The sequence below is a fragment of the Paenibacillus sp. JT22N7 genome (genome assembly GCF_059383875.1).
The window spans coordinates 438,762-454,421 of record NZ_JBXENY010000007.1 but is presented as its reverse complement, the minus strand read 5'-3'; the positions used below and the strand labels follow the sequence as shown (position 1 = coordinate 454,421).

The 15,660-nt window shown below is 45.6% G+C and carries 11 protein-coding genes; 3 read left to right on the top strand and 8 right to left on the bottom strand.

Annotated elements, in window-relative coordinates; translation table 11 throughout:
* Positions 1-7: 7 nt before the first annotated feature.
* Positions 8-823 (bottom strand): alpha/beta fold hydrolase, encoded by an 816-nt coding sequence (locus tag AC50Y5_RS20850; protein ID WP_056040894.1) that lies wholly within the window; start codon positions 821-823, stop codon positions 8-10.
* 108 nt (positions 824-931) lie between these two features.
* Here AC50Y5_RS20850 and AC50Y5_RS20845 point away from each other — a divergent pair, with 108 nt between their 5' ends.
* Entirely contained in the window at positions 932-1,873 is a 942-nt protein-coding gene (locus AC50Y5_RS20845) for a helix-turn-helix transcriptional regulator (RefSeq protein WP_056040895.1), read from the top strand.
* 47 nt (positions 1,874-1,920) lie between these two features.
* Here the strand turns inward: AC50Y5_RS20845 and AC50Y5_RS20840 are convergent, their stop codons facing one another.
* The gene (locus tag AC50Y5_RS20840; RefSeq protein ID WP_494863478.1) at positions 1,921-2,910 is read right to left on the bottom strand and encodes an aldo/keto reductase family protein; all 990 of its coding nucleotides are present in this window, start codon (positions 2,908-2,910) and stop codon (positions 1,921-1,923) included.
* A gap of 215 nt (positions 2,911-3,125) precedes the next feature.
* Between AC50Y5_RS20840 and AC50Y5_RS20835 the strand changes: the two genes are divergently transcribed.
* Positions 3,126-5,876 carry a winged helix-turn-helix domain-containing protein gene (locus tag AC50Y5_RS20835; protein WP_494863476.1) on the top strand — a complete coding sequence of 917 codons (2,751 nt, stop codon included), beginning with the start codon at positions 3,126-3,128 and terminating at the stop codon, positions 5,874-5,876.
* A 164-nt stretch (positions 5,877-6,040) separates the two neighbouring features.
* Here the strand turns inward: AC50Y5_RS20835 and AC50Y5_RS20830 are convergent, their stop codons facing one another.
* From AC50Y5_RS20830 to AC50Y5_RS20815, 4 genes are all read right to left on the bottom strand, one after another.
* Positions 6,041-6,580 carry an SDR family oxidoreductase gene (locus AC50Y5_RS20830; protein WP_056040898.1) on the bottom strand — a complete coding sequence of 180 codons (540 nt, stop codon included), beginning with the start codon at positions 6,578-6,580 and terminating at the stop codon, positions 6,041-6,043.
* 57 nt (positions 6,581-6,637) lie between these two features.
* Positions 6,638-7,219 carry a Crp/Fnr family transcriptional regulator gene (locus AC50Y5_RS20825; RefSeq protein WP_494863473.1) on the bottom strand — a complete coding sequence of 194 codons (582 nt, stop codon included), beginning with the start codon at positions 7,217-7,219 and terminating at the stop codon, positions 6,638-6,640.
* A gap of 78 nt (positions 7,220-7,297) precedes the next feature.
* Positions 7,298-8,110: an NAD(P)H-binding protein gene (locus tag AC50Y5_RS20820; protein WP_494863471.1), complete on the bottom strand. Its 813-nt coding sequence runs from the start codon at positions 8,108-8,110 to the stop codon at positions 7,298-7,300.
* A 57-nt stretch (positions 8,111-8,167) separates the two neighbouring features.
* Positions 8,168-8,749, bottom strand: coding sequence for a MarR family winged helix-turn-helix transcriptional regulator (locus AC50Y5_RS20815; RefSeq protein WP_494863469.1), 582 nt, complete (start codon positions 8,747-8,749; stop codon positions 8,168-8,170).
* Positions 8,750-8,850: 101 nt separating this feature from the next.
* Between AC50Y5_RS20815 and AC50Y5_RS20810 the strand changes: the two genes are divergently transcribed.
* Positions 8,851-9,762 (top strand): NAD(P)-dependent alcohol dehydrogenase, encoded by a 912-nt coding sequence (locus AC50Y5_RS20810; RefSeq protein WP_056041449.1) that lies wholly within the window; start codon positions 8,851-8,853, stop codon positions 9,760-9,762.
* A gap of 175 nt (positions 9,763-9,937) precedes the next feature.
* On the opposite strand, the gene AC50Y5_RS20805 is transcribed toward AC50Y5_RS20810, so the two are convergent.
* Together AC50Y5_RS20805 and AC50Y5_RS20800 are read right to left on the bottom strand one after the other, a co-directional pair.
* The gene (locus tag AC50Y5_RS20805) at positions 9,938-13,858 is read right to left on the bottom strand and encodes a reverse transcriptase domain-containing protein (protein WP_494863467.1); all 3,921 of its coding nucleotides are present in this window, start codon (positions 13,856-13,858) and stop codon (positions 9,938-9,940) included.
* A gap of 287 nt (positions 13,859-14,145) precedes the next feature.
* Positions 14,146-15,606 (bottom strand): MFS transporter, encoded by a 1,461-nt coding sequence (locus AC50Y5_RS20800; protein WP_494863465.1) that lies wholly within the window; start codon positions 15,604-15,606, stop codon positions 14,146-14,148.
* Between the last annotated feature and the right edge of the window lie 54 nt (positions 15,607-15,660).

Below are 15,660 nucleotides of genomic sequence, written 5' to 3'. Positions count from 1 at the left end.
CGTAAGCTTAGAACACTTTGGCTAGGAACTCGCTGACTACTTGATAAAAACGATGCGGATCATCCGAATGGACACCGTGGCCACATTTTTCAAAAACTTCAAGTGTTGTATTTGGTCTTCGAGATACCATCAGTTCGGCTTGGTCTGCGTTTAATACGAAGCTTTTTTTGCCATGAATAAGCAAAATAGGACAACGGGAGGCTAGCCAGTCGTCCCACCAAGCCCCATTTAAGTTTTGCTGAGAAATGAGCATTCCTTTTAAATCGCAGCGGAATCCCCAACCTCTTTCATCCTCAAACACACTTTCTGAGAAGTAATCAATTGCCTTAATGCCGGCAAGCTCAAGTGATCTTCTCAGTTCCTGCAGGGATGAGGAGCGCGTGGGAAGTGTCTCGGCAAAGGACAAGTCGGCGTTAATTTCGACACCGATGTCCTCGACAATAACAGCATGGACAAGCTCGGGGTAGCGTGCGGCAAACTGATAAGCGTTAACTCCGCCTAAGGAATGGCCCAATAGGGTGACCGGTTGTCCGCCTAGCTCTATGCGAATCAGGTTCAAAATATCCTCCAAATAGCTTTCCCTTGAATAATCCTTATCCTGAGGATGCTCACTCCAGCCATGTCCACGTTGGTCTAAACCAATAACTCGCCAATCCGTGCATTTGGACGCCAGCTCCGAATAGGTTCTAGCATCATTCATATGCCCATGCAAGGTGAGCAGTATATGGCGGCTCTCTCCGCCAAAGTCGAGATAAGAGAGCGTATGATTGCCCGATTTGAAATATTTTCTTGCCGCCGTATCCTTGTCCTGAAAATGTTGCATGCTATATCCTCCTCGTATTCTTTTGGATAGCAGTCCACTTGATTTCATATCAACGATAACAGATAATAGTGACAACTATTGTCATAATTAAATAATCGGAGTGTTAGGATGTCTAAATCCAAAAGACTTATGGAATTAATGATGGCTGTCAATCACAAACGCAAGTTTACCGTAAAGGAGCTTGCTCAAGAGTTTGGCGTCTCGCAAAGAACGATATTAAGAGATTTGCAGGAATTGAGCGAATTAGGGGTGCCGTTATATTCGGAGGTGGGGCCTCATGGCGGCTACCGTGTGCTGAAGGAAAGAATTTTGCCGCCGATTGCCTTCTCCGAGGAGGAAGCCGTCGCTATCTTTTTCTCCATTCATGCCCTTCGCCACTATTCATCGCTTCCATTTGAAGCTGATGCTTCTTCGGCATTGCGAAAATTTTATCATTATATGGCGCAGGATACCCGGGACCGCATTGATCAAATGAAGAGCCGCGTTGATTTTGTATCTCCTGCGAGGCAGGCCCAATCCCCGTATTTATCGATTCTGCTGGATGCAGCTATCCAGCAGCAAGTGCTGCTCATTGATTACGAGTCCTCGGAAAAACGAACAAGCCGCGAGGTACAGCCGATTGGCATCTATACAAGGAACGGTTTATGGTACTGCCTCGCCTATTGCTTCCAGAGCGATGACTTCCGTTTGTTTCGCTGTGACCGAATGGTTGCTGTGGCTGCTTCAACAGCAGAACCGCGGGATTTTAGGCATGTTCACCTTGAAAATAGACAAGCGAAGGGCGTAATAGAGCAGGATGCTGTGGCACTTTATGCCGAACTTACGAAAGAGGGGGTGCAGATGTGCGAGGGAGAGCCTTGGCCGGAACCCAAGCTTCATATTCGAAGCGATGGAACCGGCTGGCTCGAGGGCAGTATCCCGAGAGGTGACCTGCTGTTTTTTGCAAAGTTTTTCATCAGCTTGGGACATGTTGTGACGATTAAAAATTCGCCAGAGCTGTTGGATTGTATAAAAAGAACCTTATCTGAGCTGATGGCCAAATATGATTAAAATGAGCTTTCCTAGTTCAACTTATATAGCCAGTAACCAGAACAAGTTCAACCGGTTTTTGAAGGGTCGCGCTCAATTAGCCCCTCTAGTATCACATCGATTTGCTTGAGCAAATCAGGAGCAAGTCGAATGCCTGCGGCTTTGACGTTTTCTTGAATTTGCCCAGGATTCGAAGCTCCAATAATTGCGGCCGATACTTGTGGATTTTGCAGCACCCAAGCGATGGCAAGCTGTGGCAATGTCAGCCCAGCTTCTTGTGCAGTAGTGGAGAGCTTGGATACCGCCTGCAAAACTTCAGTGCGCAGCCATTGGCCTGCTAATTTCTCGAAAAAGGGAGCACCCGCCGACGTCGCTGCACGCGACCCTTGCGGAAATGGCTTACCCGGCGAATATTTCCCCGTAAGAATGCCTTGGGCAAGAGGGGACCAGACGACCTGTCCGATGCCTTCCCGCTCGCTGGCTTGAACGACCTCCGCTTCAATCACGCGCCATAACATGGAATATTGGGGCTGGCTGGCCACCAATGGAACACGCAGCTCCCTGGCAAGTGCAGCACCTTTGCTAATCTGCTCGGCTGTCCACTCGCTGACGCCTACATATAACACTTTGCCTTGGCGCACCAAGTCCGAAAAAGCAAGAAAGGTTTCTTCGAGCGATACTTCCGGATCAAAGCGATGGGCATAATAGACATCGATGTAATCCGTCTGCAAGCGGTTTAGAGAAGCATGGCAAGCCTCCATTATATGTTTACGAGACAGACCTCTGTCGTTAGGGCCCGTTCCTGTTGGATGATACACTTTGGTGCACAGCTCGATGCTTTCTCGGCGAATGCCTTTCAGAGCTTGTCCGAGCACCGCTTCTGCCCTCGTCTCCGAATAAACATCCGCTGTGTCGAACGTCGTAATCCCCGCATCCCATGCAGCATGAACACAGGCGCTAGCCGTCTCATTATCTACTTGTGCCCCATGAGTAATCCAGTTCCCTAAAGCCAATTCACTTACGACTAGGCCGCTGGATCCTAATTTTCGATAGTTCATTGTTAAGCCTCCTTTACATCTTGCTGCAATCGTAGCAAACCTGCATAAATAGGTGAAATATGACTTTCCCTTTGTTTTGATTCGAAAAAAATATAACAGGAGCGTTGCGTTCCGGCAGGACCAGCTTACGGGCTTGGCACAGCAAACATCTATCATCTATTGGATTGACGATGCAGGAATGCGATTATTATAATTGAGCTATGATAACCCCAATATTGTCTACAAAACTATATATACCGGTGCCGCGCTCGAACGCTGTGCTGCGCCCCCGTCTAATTGAACGGTTGAATGAAGGCTTGCACCGCAAGCTGACGGTCATCTCGGCCTCTGCCGGTTTTGGCAAAACAACGCTCGCCAGCGATTGGATCAGAAGCTGCGGAAGGCCCGCGTGCTGGCTTTCACTGGATGAAGGGGACGACGATCCGCTCACTTTTATGCTTTATTTGCACGCTGCTTTGATGACGGTCGCGCCGAATTTTGGCGTTGGCCTGCTAAAGCTGCTCCAAGCTCCTCAGCCGCTGCCCATTGAAACGTTGGTCAAGGCGCTGCTGAGCGAAATCGCCTCGATTACTCACCCATTCCTGGTTGTACTTGATGATTTTCATAAATTAGAAAATAAGTCGATTTATCAAGCTATCACTCTTCTTCTTGAACACTTGCCGCCACCCATGCATCTTGTAATTGTCACCCGTGAGCTTCATCACTTGCCTGTGGCCCGCCTGCGTGTGCGGGACCAGCTAACCGAGGTGCGCGCTGCTGATTTGCGCTTTACGCTGCCCGAGGCAAGCGAATTTTTTGAACGGGTGATGGGTCTGAGCCTGACGACCGAACATATAGCCATGCTGGAGAATCGCACAGAAGGCTGGGTTGCAGGAATGCAGCTCGCCGGACTCTCCATGCAGGGGCAAGCGGATACGTCCAGCTTTATTCACTCATTTACGGGCAGCCACCCGTTTGTGCTGGATTATTTGGTTGAAGAAGTGCTGCAGCAGCAGCCTGCAGCCATTCAGCATTTTTTATTGGGCACCTCCATGCTCGACCGTTTTTGCGGTCCGCTTTGCGATGCTGTGCTTCGCCCAGAAAACGGGGAATGGGGCTTATTATCCGAAACCAATCCCAAAGGCGATTACCAAGCAAATGGGCAAACGACTTTAGAATATTTGGAGCGTGCTAATCTGTTTATCGTCCCGCTGGATAATGAGCGGCGCTGGTACCGCTATCATCATCTGTTTGGCGATTTGCTGCGGCAGCGGCTTGCCCAGAAGCAGCAAGGGAGCTCATCTGTGGATGCGGCAGGCGAGGGCGTAAATGAATCGCATCGGCGTGCGAGCAAGTGGTATGAGCTAAATGGCTTTGTGCTGGAAGCCTTTCACCATGCAGCAGCCGCTCAGGACATTGAAGGTGCTGCCAGACTGCTGGAGGGAGATGGCGTCTCCCTTATTTTTCGAGGGATGGTCACTCCTGCGCTGAAATGGCTGGATTCGCTGCCGGAAAAGGAGTTTGCGGCACGTCCCTCCCTATTCGTGCTCTATGCTTCGGCGCTGCTGATGACGGGACAATTAAGCGGTGTTGAACAGAAGCTGCTAGCTGCTGAACAGCTTTTGCAAGCGGACGCCTGCCAAGATGCGAACACCCGTGATTGGATCGGTCATACAGCATCGATTCGCGCCACGCTTGCGGTGAGCAAGCACCAGCCAGACATGATTTTGGCTCATTCGCGGCGTGCGCTCGATTATTTGCATCCGGATAATCACTCTGTTCGCACAGCTACGACGTGGACGCTCGGCTATGCGTATCAGCTTCAGGGAGAATATGGCGCTGCGGGCAGGGCTTATGCCGAAGCATTGGCCAGCAGCAAGCGGATCGGGCATGTCATCATTTCGTTTATGGCGGCGATTGGCCTTGCAAGCATTCAAGAAGCGGAAAATTTGCTTGATACGGCGGCAGGGACTTATCGTCACGCGCTTGAATTGGCGGGAGAGCCGCCGCTGCCCGCAGCAGGCGTAGCCTATTTGGGCTTAGCCCGCATTTATTACCAATGGAATGAGCTGAATGCCGCTGAGCAGTATGCCCAAATAGCCCTTCCACTCACGCAGCAGCTGGAGCATACAGACCATGCCATTGAGGTCGAGGTATTTCTTGTACGCCTGCTGCTGGCGAGAGGAGACGTCGGCGGTGCGGCTGCACTGCTGGCAAAGGCAGAGCATGCAGCACGCCAGCAGCAGCATGCTTTGCAAATGCCGGCCATTGCAGAGGTGCAGGTGCTAGTGCTGCTTCGCCAAGGCAGCACCGAAGCGGCCGCCCAGCTTGCGGCAAAAAATGAGCTGGCGATCAGCGAGGCAAAGTGTGAATTAGCGCAAGGGAATCCAGCCGCTGCGCTTGCGATTTTAAAGCTGTGGCGGGAGCACGCGGAAGCGAAGGAGCTGCCGTATGAACGGCTCAAGGCAAGTGTGGCACAAGCCGCCGCTTGGTATGAACATGGCGATAAGGTCAAAGCCACAGCTATGTTGGCCGAAGCGCTGGTGCTTGCTGAGCCCGGCGGCTTCATTCGCGTTTTTGTCGATGAAGGGCTGCCCATTCGCAAGCTGCTGCGAGAGATCGTTGCCCGAGGAGCTGGCTCAAGCTATCGGAATCAGGTGCTCGCTGCATGTGAAGCCGAGGAGAAAATAGGCAAGCTAAGTCACGCAAGCCCATTAGGCCAAAATGGTCCAGAAGGTCCAGAAGGCAAAGACCGGCTGAAGCCACGGCTGAAACACGCCTCTGAGCCGCTTATTGAGCCATTAACTGGAAGAGAGCTGGAGGTGCTGCAGTTGATTGAGCAAGGGCTCTCGAACCGTCAGATTAGCGAACGGCTATTTCTCGCCCTAAGCTCAGTCAAAGGCCATAACCGCAACATATTCGACAAGCTGCAGGTCAAGCGGCGAACTGAAGCGGTAGCACGCGCCCGCGAGTTAGGAATATTTTAATGAAAAATAAAATCGTGTGGGGTAATGCCGCTAAAGCAGCTAACTATTTTTCAATATGCGCTCGGCAAGCGACGGGAACCAGCGCTGGATAGTCTTTAGCCATTTCACTTTGCCAATCGGCACCTCCAAGCGGTTATTTTGAAAATAATCCATAAATTGCGAAGCTAACTCATCTGGCGATATTTTGTTTTTCCCAGCTGATAGCGGAGGGATTTGGAAAATAGATGCAACCCCGCCTTCGTCGCGCAATAAACGGGAGCAGATTTTTTCGGAACGAGGCCTAAACCAGATGAAACGTTAACAATTGCGGCTTCATGCTGGCGGGCAAGCAGCGGCAGCAGCTTGGAGGCAAGAACAATAGGTGCGGTCAAATTGATCGCGATTTCTTCCTTTATTTGCTTAGAAGCAGGCTGCGCCTCCAATAAGGAATAGTTATATTGTATTCCGGCATTGTTAATAACAACGTCCAGCTCTGGATGGTTATTGTACAGCTGCGCGACAAGCGCATTCAGCTGTTCTTCGACCTCAATATGACAAGCATAGGTTGTGATGCTCGCATAGGTTGCTTTCATTTCTAGCAATTTGCGCTCATCCCTGCCGGCAACGATGACGTGATTATTATGCCGGATGAATTGCTCAGCTAAAGCTAGCCCAATGCCTGAGGCCCCGCCGGTAATGAGAATGGTATGCCCGGATCGCTTCAAAAAAATCTCCCCTTTCTTTCCTCAACTGTAGAGCAAGGAGGGGAGCTTTTCATTAACCTAGGTTAATTTTCGGCGAATTCGGCTTAGGGCGACAGGGGTAATTCCCAGATAGGAGGCCACATGATACTGCGGAACATGCTTGGCTTCTAACGCGTATTGCTCAAGAAAAATGCGGTATCTTGCTTCAGCGGACAGAAAAAGCAGCTCGCGCTCGCGCCTTTCTTTTTTTACATATAACTGCTCGATTAAAGCTCGCCCCAGCCGTTCCCAACAAATATGACGGTCATACAACGATTGAAAATCCTTATACGGAATAATCATTAATTCGCTATCCATCAACGCCTGTATGGAAAAATAAGCAGGGACGTTCTCCAGCAAAGAGCTGTAAGCCGCGATAAAATCATTTTTAGCGCAAAAGCTTTTATTGAACTCCACTCCGTCAGGCGTTGTATAATACAATCGAAACAATCCGCTGACGCATATACCGATGGAGTCTGCCTGTTCTCCTTCTTGAATAAAATGGCTGTTTTTTGCAATGGATTTGTACACGACTAACCGCTTGAAGGCCTGCTCTTCCTCTTCAGGAATAGGCGAAATTTGTTGCAGCTTGGTAAATATAGCTTCCCACCTATGCGTCATAAAGAAATGGCTCCTTACTAAAATGGAATGATTGTATACAGCGATCATATAAAGCTATAAAGCTATAAAGCTATAAAGCTATAAAGAGATAAATGGTTTTATGCTTTCTTTTAATGAGGTGGACGGACGACCGATTAGCTGCTCCAAATCATTGGAGGTGGATGAAGCATCGATTTTGCGGAGAAAGCCGTATATCCAATTTTGAATGGTGGCGTCTTCCTGCAAGGAAATAGGCTTGCGGGCAAGCTCGGCCATCGCAGCAGTCAAATCGCTGAACGACCATGGGCTGGATGCCGTAAGCTCGTAGGTTTTGTTCAAATGGCCGGGTTCAGCAAGAACGGCCGCAGCGGCTAGAGCAATATCTTGCCGAGGAATGGAATTAAACAGCCAATCTCCGGGAGGCACACGCAATTCTCCGCGTTCTATAGCCGTCTTTAAATCAAGGGTATCAATAAAATCGATATATAAGGCATTCCGTAAAAAAGTATAGGGGATACCCGTGGCTTGAATGGCATGCTCGGTAGCTAAATGCAAGTGAGGGAGCGGAATCGAGCCTTTTTCCGGAAAAGCAAAGCTGGTATAGAGCAGCTGCTCGACCTTTGATTTTTTGGCTGCTTCAATCACTTGGGTATGCTGGCGCATACGAATCGAATCATCAGGATGGGAGCTCGAAATGAATAGCAGCTTGGATGCGCCTGCGAAGGCGGATTCAAGAGAAGCGGGGCGATCATAATCGCAGTAACGTACCGTAATCCCCAGCTCCTCATAGGGCCTGGCCGTTTCGCGAGATCGAACGCAAGCAATGATCTGGTTCATTGGAACTTTGTGGAGCAGTTGATTTAAAATGAGAGTCCCCAGCTTGCCGCTTGCTCCTGTTATGACGATTGACAAAAATACCACCCTCTCCTACAGAAAGTTAAGTCCTTAACTAAATGGGTAAAAAGAGCTTTAGCCCTGTTTCAACTTCGTTAATAAAGCTAAAAGCTGATGTAATTCATGCTCCTCCAGCGCTTGCATTTTTTCGGCAATCCCTTGTCGGTTCTCGGGCAAATATTGCAGCAGCAGGCTCTGCCCCTCATTGGTTATCGAGATGACGGATTTTCGGCCATCCTTGGGATGAGGCTCCCGGCGAATGTACCCATCACTCTCCATTGGTATGAGCAGCAGGCTGATATTCGATTTGGTGACGCCGATTTTGGCTGCAAGCTTGGAGGGAAGGATGGTGCCCCCTGCTTTCATGATTTCAACTAAAAGGCGCATCCTGGCTCCATTAAGTCCTTTGGATTGCCAATATTTCTCCGATACCTCGACTAGCCTCGCCGTTGTTTCAACCATTGAAAAAAACACCGAATTATGAAGCGGCAAATCGAGTACATATTGCTGCAAGTCTTTCATAGTATCACCTTCAAGGAATATGGTTAAGTGCTTAACTAAATAAAACATACTATATCGAATGATAGATGTCAATAAAAGGGGAGTCAGGCTAAACCGATAAGGGAATCGTGTCGCCAGCGCCATTTTCAAAACCATACTTAAGTAGCTACTTGCTGTTCTTCCCTGCCTCTATACTTATGGCATATAAATGCACGCAGGAGGATATCTATATGAAACCGTTGAACGCAACGAAAACGATGAAAGCTGTATTTTGCACAAAGTATGGAGCACCGGAGGTTTTACAGGTCAAAGAAGTGAATAAGCCGGCTCCGCAGGACGATGAAATTTTAATCAAGGTGCATGCGACCTCTGTTACATCCGGGGATTGCCGAGTTCGCGGCTTTAAAAGTCCATTTTTATATCGGCTCCCCATGCGGCTCTTCCTCGGAATAACTAAACCAAGACAGCCGATTTTAGGCGTGGAGCTAACGGGAGAGGTTGAAGCGGTCGGCAAGGATGTCAAAAAATTCAACATAGGCGATTCCGTTTACGCGTTCACGGGCATGCGTTTTGGCGCCTACGCCGAATATGTCTGTCTCTCGGAAAAGGACCTGGTCACGCATAAGCCAGCCAATATTTCTTATGAAGAAGCCGCTGCTGTTCTATTCGGCGGAACGACGGCGCTGCATTTTTTTCGCAAGGGGCCTTTGCAAAGCGGCCAAAAGGTGCTGATTTATGGAGCTTCCGGGTCAGTAGGCGCTGCCGCAGTCCAGCTTGCCAAGCATTTTGGAGCAGACGTTACGGGCGTATGCAGCACCTCTAATGTGGAATGGGTAGGGGCACTCGGCGCAGATCATGTTATTGATTATACGCTGCATAATTTTGCGGAAACAGGCGAGCGTTACGATATCATCTTAGATGCGGTGGGCAAAACCACGAAAGCACATGCCCGCAAGGCGCTGGCGCCGAACGGGACATTTTTAACGGTGGAGGGACAGGGCGTCGCGAAGGTGTTTGTGGAGGATTTGCTGTTTCTGAAGGAGCTGATTGAGCGCGGCGAGCTCAAAGGCGTGATCGACCGGAGCTACCCGCTGGAGCAAATCGCTGAGGCGCATCGCTATGTGGATCAAGGGCATAAAAAAGGCAATGTGGTCATTGCCGTGCAGTAGGCGGGAATGACAGTTTAATGAAAGTAATTTGATTTTTATAGATTTAATGTTTTTTCTATCGCAATATATTCATTTAGTTTGTGATAATTAAAGTGAACTGAATGTAATATATTTAACACAAAGAAATACGCTGAAATTAACGTGTTTCTTTGTGTTTGTACGCTCTTATTACTTATTATCGTCGATTATACCCCGCGGGCGAGGTCTTTACTTGCCTACTAGATTTAGATTTGCTTTTGGTTTTAGATTTAAATAATGTAGGATCAATATCGAACATGCTTATTGCAAGTTGGTTACTACCATGTACATGGGCAATCAGTTTATCGTGTCCCTTAAACGGCGCATAGGCGGCAGAGCCACCATACTCACCAATATTAGCAAGAACAACTGGTTGATACATGTGATAGTTTAGAGATGTAATCATATGATCAAACGTATCAATATCCTTATTCATTGCAGCAATGACGAACATATCTGAAATATCACGAAGATCAGCAGCCAATGTCAAATCAGTAGCGTCATAGCATATGGCACCTGCTACGCGAATAGTACGATCTCCTGCTTTTTTAAATTCTACGAGTAATTGATAAGGTCGATGACTTTGTATATTCATCGTATCCTCCTCAACGGTCATATGCTGTTTTCCTTGCCACACAATAACATTGGGGCTTTCTTCAGAGTATAAAATCCATACGGCCTGATTAATGTGTGCTTTATCAGTATTTCTTTCTTGAAAGCAGATTCCCGCAAAAATGCTGGAGCGAGTTTCCCGAGATAGTCTTTGTAATAAATCAATATCGTCGGCTTGTACTGAAAGTTCCGGGAAAACTATCATATCGACAGTGTTTGCCGCTTTTCTTTGGTTTGTAGTGGCTTGTGATGTTGCAGCTAGATGTTTAGTTACTAAGCTGCAAACATCGTAAGTATGAGCACGATGCTTTTTCTTAAATTCAGACGTCCAATAGAGAGGATCTTTCATATTAAATTCGTTACTGCTTGGCAGCAAGGACTGTACAATAACTACTCGAAACTGAGCGTCTTCTTCTCGTTTACGATTGATTACAGGTAGTACATAAGTAGGTGTATTGGAGAAATTACCATATATTTCTTTTTGTTCAATTATTCGCTTTCGAATAATTTTCAGGAGTTCTTCACGATTTGGAGCAGTGTTGAACCCTTGAAGATATTTCTCAAAATATTGGATTCCAGGCCACTGCAACATACTCAAAAGAAGTTCGCTCATCCATGGAGACAATGGTAACGGTTCAGTAAATATACCCTCAGCAAACACGGACATGCCTAATCGTCGGGTAAACCAAGTGGATTTTAACCCTCTATAACCAGAGGAAACATTATTATCTTGCCTAATTAAAAAGGAATGTGTTGTAAAATCATATTCCCCCGTAATGCACGATCTTAATATACTGCCAAGGTTGTAAAGCCATCGATGTTCTTCGTTAATCCAAGAGGTTTCAAATAAATGGTCTAATGGTATCTTGGGTGTAGAGGAACTTGAAGACCGAAGATCAAACGTATCTAATCGGTTCGGATTCTGAATGGAATTCAAATGTTTGAATGTAATTTCAATTTCCTCAATTGATAACCCTTGCTTAGATTTTAATCTATCGTAAAAGTCTGAACTTACTAACTTTTCGATAAAAAGCAGGAGCGCATTTTCTTGTTGAAAGGGATTATCTATACTAGTGATAACGGATGCTAGATTATATCTCTTTTTATTGATCAAGGTTGTGAAAAGTTTTTTGTTATGTTGATTTTCGAAAGAATTTCTGTAATAAATAGAAGAGAGTTCTGGGATAGCAACATGTATTTCTATTTCAATATTAGTGATTTTCATAATTTCCTGAACTAAGTCCGGACGATTCATAACGAGCAGTTTTAAAACACGTATTTGTTGTTCCATGGATAACTTATTATAGATCTCAGAAACCCAAAGTGCAAAACGGGAGGAATTGGGTTTAAGTTGTTGTGCTACTAATGCTACAATCATACGTTTCTCGATAATAAGTAGATCTGTGTTTGCAATTGATTCATAAAGTAAGGATTGATGCAATAAATAGTAATGGTTTAGTCCCTTTTGGTTCATTAATTTTGTTGGTGAATAAGGTTGATCCAGAGATGCCAAATAAAGAGCAGCCTGTTGGCTAAGATACCAAGGGAAACGAGCAACCTCATCAAGTATTTTTCGAGCGAATTGAGCCAGTGTCTCCCTAAATGTCTGAATATCTAGAATATATTGATAAGTTTTCTTTTCTCGGTATCCAAGCCATACAGAACAGGAGCAGAGAAGGTCCGCAGCAACATACTCCATGGCAAGTTTATGACGATGGGCATTCTTATTGTCAAAATCTATATTAAACATTTTAGAATCTAGAGCTTTTAGTATTATTTTAAGCAGCGAAGCATCCGGATAGAGATCCAATCCGAATTTAAGTAGAGAGGACAAAGCCGGATTTCTAGACCAATTTGAAATCAATCTACGGGCGTAGAGTTCAAAATCGTGATCTAATAGTTTTTCGTTCTGTTGTCCATTATGCTGGGGCTTTTGTACAACAGTATCTTCTGGAATGCTTATTCCCTTTTGCATTCTTAGAGCATCGACAAGACGTTTCGCTGCAAAGCGTTTAAGTGTGTCAGAGTTAACGTCAACGTTAGGCAAGGCAATTCTTGATAGTTCAAGTCCGTTTATTGAATCATTTGGTTTGTGACTTAACTGCTCTGAAAGCTGAAGTAGACCATCAAGGTCACCGATAACTTGTCGAAGAGAATCGATATCCGGTGTGCCACTAATTACATTTTGGATCATCTTCATACGGGCTGATAAGTCGTTCTGACTTGAAATCTCCTGATAGCTTTGAATTTTTGTTTTTTGATCATTAATGCATAGCTGCTCCAGTTTCTTATCAGCTCTAATTGTGGAAAGATGTTGGGAAAGACACAGATCGATATGTTCAAGAACTCCTTTAAGCAGAAATTCAGGAGGGCAATTCTCGTTGGTTTCAACTACTAAACGTATATCATCCACATACCTACAATAATCGTGAATTGTAAAATGAAATAGAGAACTATTAGATTCTAATTCCTCATGTAAGAGCTCACCAACTTTTTGATCGAAACGATGCATATATATATTGGCAAAAAAACCTGCCGCAACAAGTCCCTGGGGTATACCATTGGGCAGATTTATAATATCGAAAACTCTCATTGCGTGGTTGTTGTCCTCTGTATTCCATTTCCATGCAAAGACCTTGTGCAGAGTTTGCCAAAAGGAAGCGTCATCCTTTAAAAGGCTGTTTATTCCATACACTTTCATATATTCTTTATATAAAAACTTAGCTTCATTAACTAATGCTTTTTTATCAATACGATCATAAAATTTTTTTAAATCAAGTGTAACGACATATTGTTTAGTATTTGGTTGTGCGTTAGAACTATAATACTGGCACATAAATTTAGGACGCTTCAAAAATTGCTCGTAGTCATCATAATACATTCGATAACATTTGGAGTTTCCCCAGCCGAATTTAGCGGTTTGCTTTCCATTAAATATTTCCCACCTGCAGTGCAATCTGTTTCCATAACTAAATACCTTTCTAATCTGTGCTTCTAGAAAGTCATTTCCCTCGGTTGGTCCTTGTAAAGTCTCCATTGCATCAGCCAAACAGAGCATGGCAGCCGTAGCAATGGACTGGTCTTTAATGTCAATGTGGGCTAGTGGTCTGAGGCTAAAGTCTTCTTCGGGAATGAAATTTTCATCGTGATCTCGACCCAATTCTTTGTCTTTTGGTCTCCAATGTGTAGGACCTTCTTCTGGGAAGAACCAAGTTGATGTTTTAGGTGCCGGGACTAGCCATAATTCTCTTGGCTCATATTGGTTACTATCCAATTCTTTGGCCCATGATGTTAAATTGTTCTCCAGATTAATGGTAGAAAGGTCGAGTTCCAGTACGTCGGCATACCAATTATGCCTTCTAATATAATTTTGAGATTTCTTCCAGGCCTGAGCTAAAACGACAGGGTCAGCTAAGTAATCTTTTCTGGGAGATAAGGTCAAATATCTATCTTTAATAATTGACATGATTCCTCCAATATTAAGTATAATTTACTAAAATGAAGTTCTTTTTTATTATACTCATTGAATCGGGAAGATAAAAGAAGTTTATTGTGATTAGGTAATAGATGAAACTAAAGAGCTTTTTTTGTACTTCGTAATTAAACATCAATTTAAGATATTGGTTTTTCTCTATTCAAAGTATTTTTATTTAAATGCTTTGAATAGAAAAAATCTGATCTTAGGCCTAGAAAATTCACAAGATGAAATCGGTATCATGTGCATGGAGTAATATGCTAAATATCGATAAATTTTTAAAAATTCATAGCACGATCCTTGTTCCCATTCAACGCTACAAAAGCGGCAAACAGCAGCAGGACAACGCCAGTAAACATAAACCCTTGAAGCGTATTGAAGGGCAGCCAGCCTAACAAGGAAGAGCCTACAACTACCCCTAAGGAGAAACAGGCATAAAAATAACCGTATGCTTTCCCGCGCAGCTCTGCTGGCGTTGCATTAATCAGCATCGTATTAATCGATGGAAACAGGAAGGCAAAGCCGATCCCATATAAACCGAGCACGCCATATAGAGTAAGAGTCGTCGTCGATTGGCTAATGAGCAGCTGGCTTAATCCCATTAAGCCTATGCCGAGCGCCATCGTTTTGGCTGGGGCAACGCGGTCAAAAATACGATTGGTCGGAAGGACAAAGATGAGTACCGCAATAATGCCAAACGTGCTCATTAAAGTGCCGCTTAACCTCGAATCATATCCTAAAGACTGCACGTGCAATGGCAGCAAATAAGCGATAACGCCTTGGGAGAACATTAAGAAGAAAGCACCGCCATACGCTTTGATCACGCCCGCATTAAAAATCGAGCCTGCTGGCGAAGAGGCAGCGTCGTCCTTCTCTTTTTTGGCAATTTTATATTTGCTGAGAAAAATGGCCGATAAGATGGCAAGGGCAAACCCCATCACGGCGACGCAGGTGAACACGAAGGGTACGGACGTTTTGCTGGCCATAATGCCGCTGAAAGCAGGACCGATAATGGCGGCCAGCCCAACGAATGTGCCGGTGAAAGCGACTTTTTTCCCTTGCTGGCCATTAATCGTCGTGTTTGCCGAAAAGGTAAATGCTGCGGGAACAATTAATCCGGCAACAAAACCGTGAATGATTCGGACGATGATCAATAATAACGGTTCTTCTACAAAATGATAGAGCAGCAGAGCGCTGCTGGATAGCACCAGCCCCACCATTAAAATCTTGAAGGGCCCGATCCGGTCCGTCATTATCCCCGATAAAATATTGCCGAGCGTATTGGATAACGAATACAGCCCGATGACAAAGCCTACAATAAATGAGCTGGCGCCGACAGAGGCTGCAAACGTACTCATGACCGGAAGCTGGGAAAATAAATCGAAAAAGGAAAAAAACACAATGCTGTATACGAGCACCGCGTAGTTGAAAGTCCGTAAGCTATAATTGGCCTGCACCTTCTTCAGCTTCCGGTCCAGCACAAAGTTGCCGAATGGCACAAAAGCGGCGATGGCAGCTGCGGCAGACCAAAGCAGGCTCCACTTCACCCGAACCGCAGCATAAAGGATAGCTGCTGCATATAAACAGAATATCCCCCCGTGAATGCTCCCTACTATCGTTACGGCTTTATCGAACCCCCAAATATATTTCAAGGGCATCGCGATGCCTAGCAACACTAATAAAGAAATACCATCTAGCAAACCGGCTATACGTAAAAAATAAATTGGATGTGACCGCACTTGTTTTGCTCCTCATTTATATTTTGAAAGGAATACTCTATTCTATCACTTTAT

Bases quoted from the DNA above. Each gene is read 5' to 3' on its own strand.
- AC50Y5_RS20850 (WP_056040894.1), bottom strand. From the start codon at position 823: ATGCAACATTTTCAGGACAAGGATACGGCGGCAAGAAAATATTTCAAA.
- AC50Y5_RS20845 (WP_056040895.1), top strand. From the start codon at position 932: ATGTCTAAATCCAAAAGACTTATGGAATTAATGATGGCTGTCAATCAC.
- AC50Y5_RS20840 (WP_494863478.1), bottom strand. From the start codon at position 2,910: ATGAACTATCGAAAATTAGGATCCAGCGGCCTAGTCGTAAGTGAATTG.
- AC50Y5_RS20825 (WP_494863473.1), bottom strand. From the start codon at position 7,219: ATGACGCATAGGTGGGAAGCTATATTTACCAAGCTGCAACAAATTTCG.
- AC50Y5_RS20815 (WP_494863469.1), bottom strand. From the start codon at position 8,749: ATGGTTTTGAAAATGGCGCTGGCGACACGATTCCCTTATCGGTTTAGC.
- AC50Y5_RS20810 (WP_056041449.1), top strand. From the start codon at position 8,851: ATGAAAGCTGTATTTTGCACAAAGTATGGAGCACCGGAGGTTTTACAG.
- AC50Y5_RS20805 (WP_494863467.1), bottom strand. From the start codon at position 13,858: ATGTCAATTATTAAAGATAGATATTTGACCTTATCTCCCAGAAAAGAT.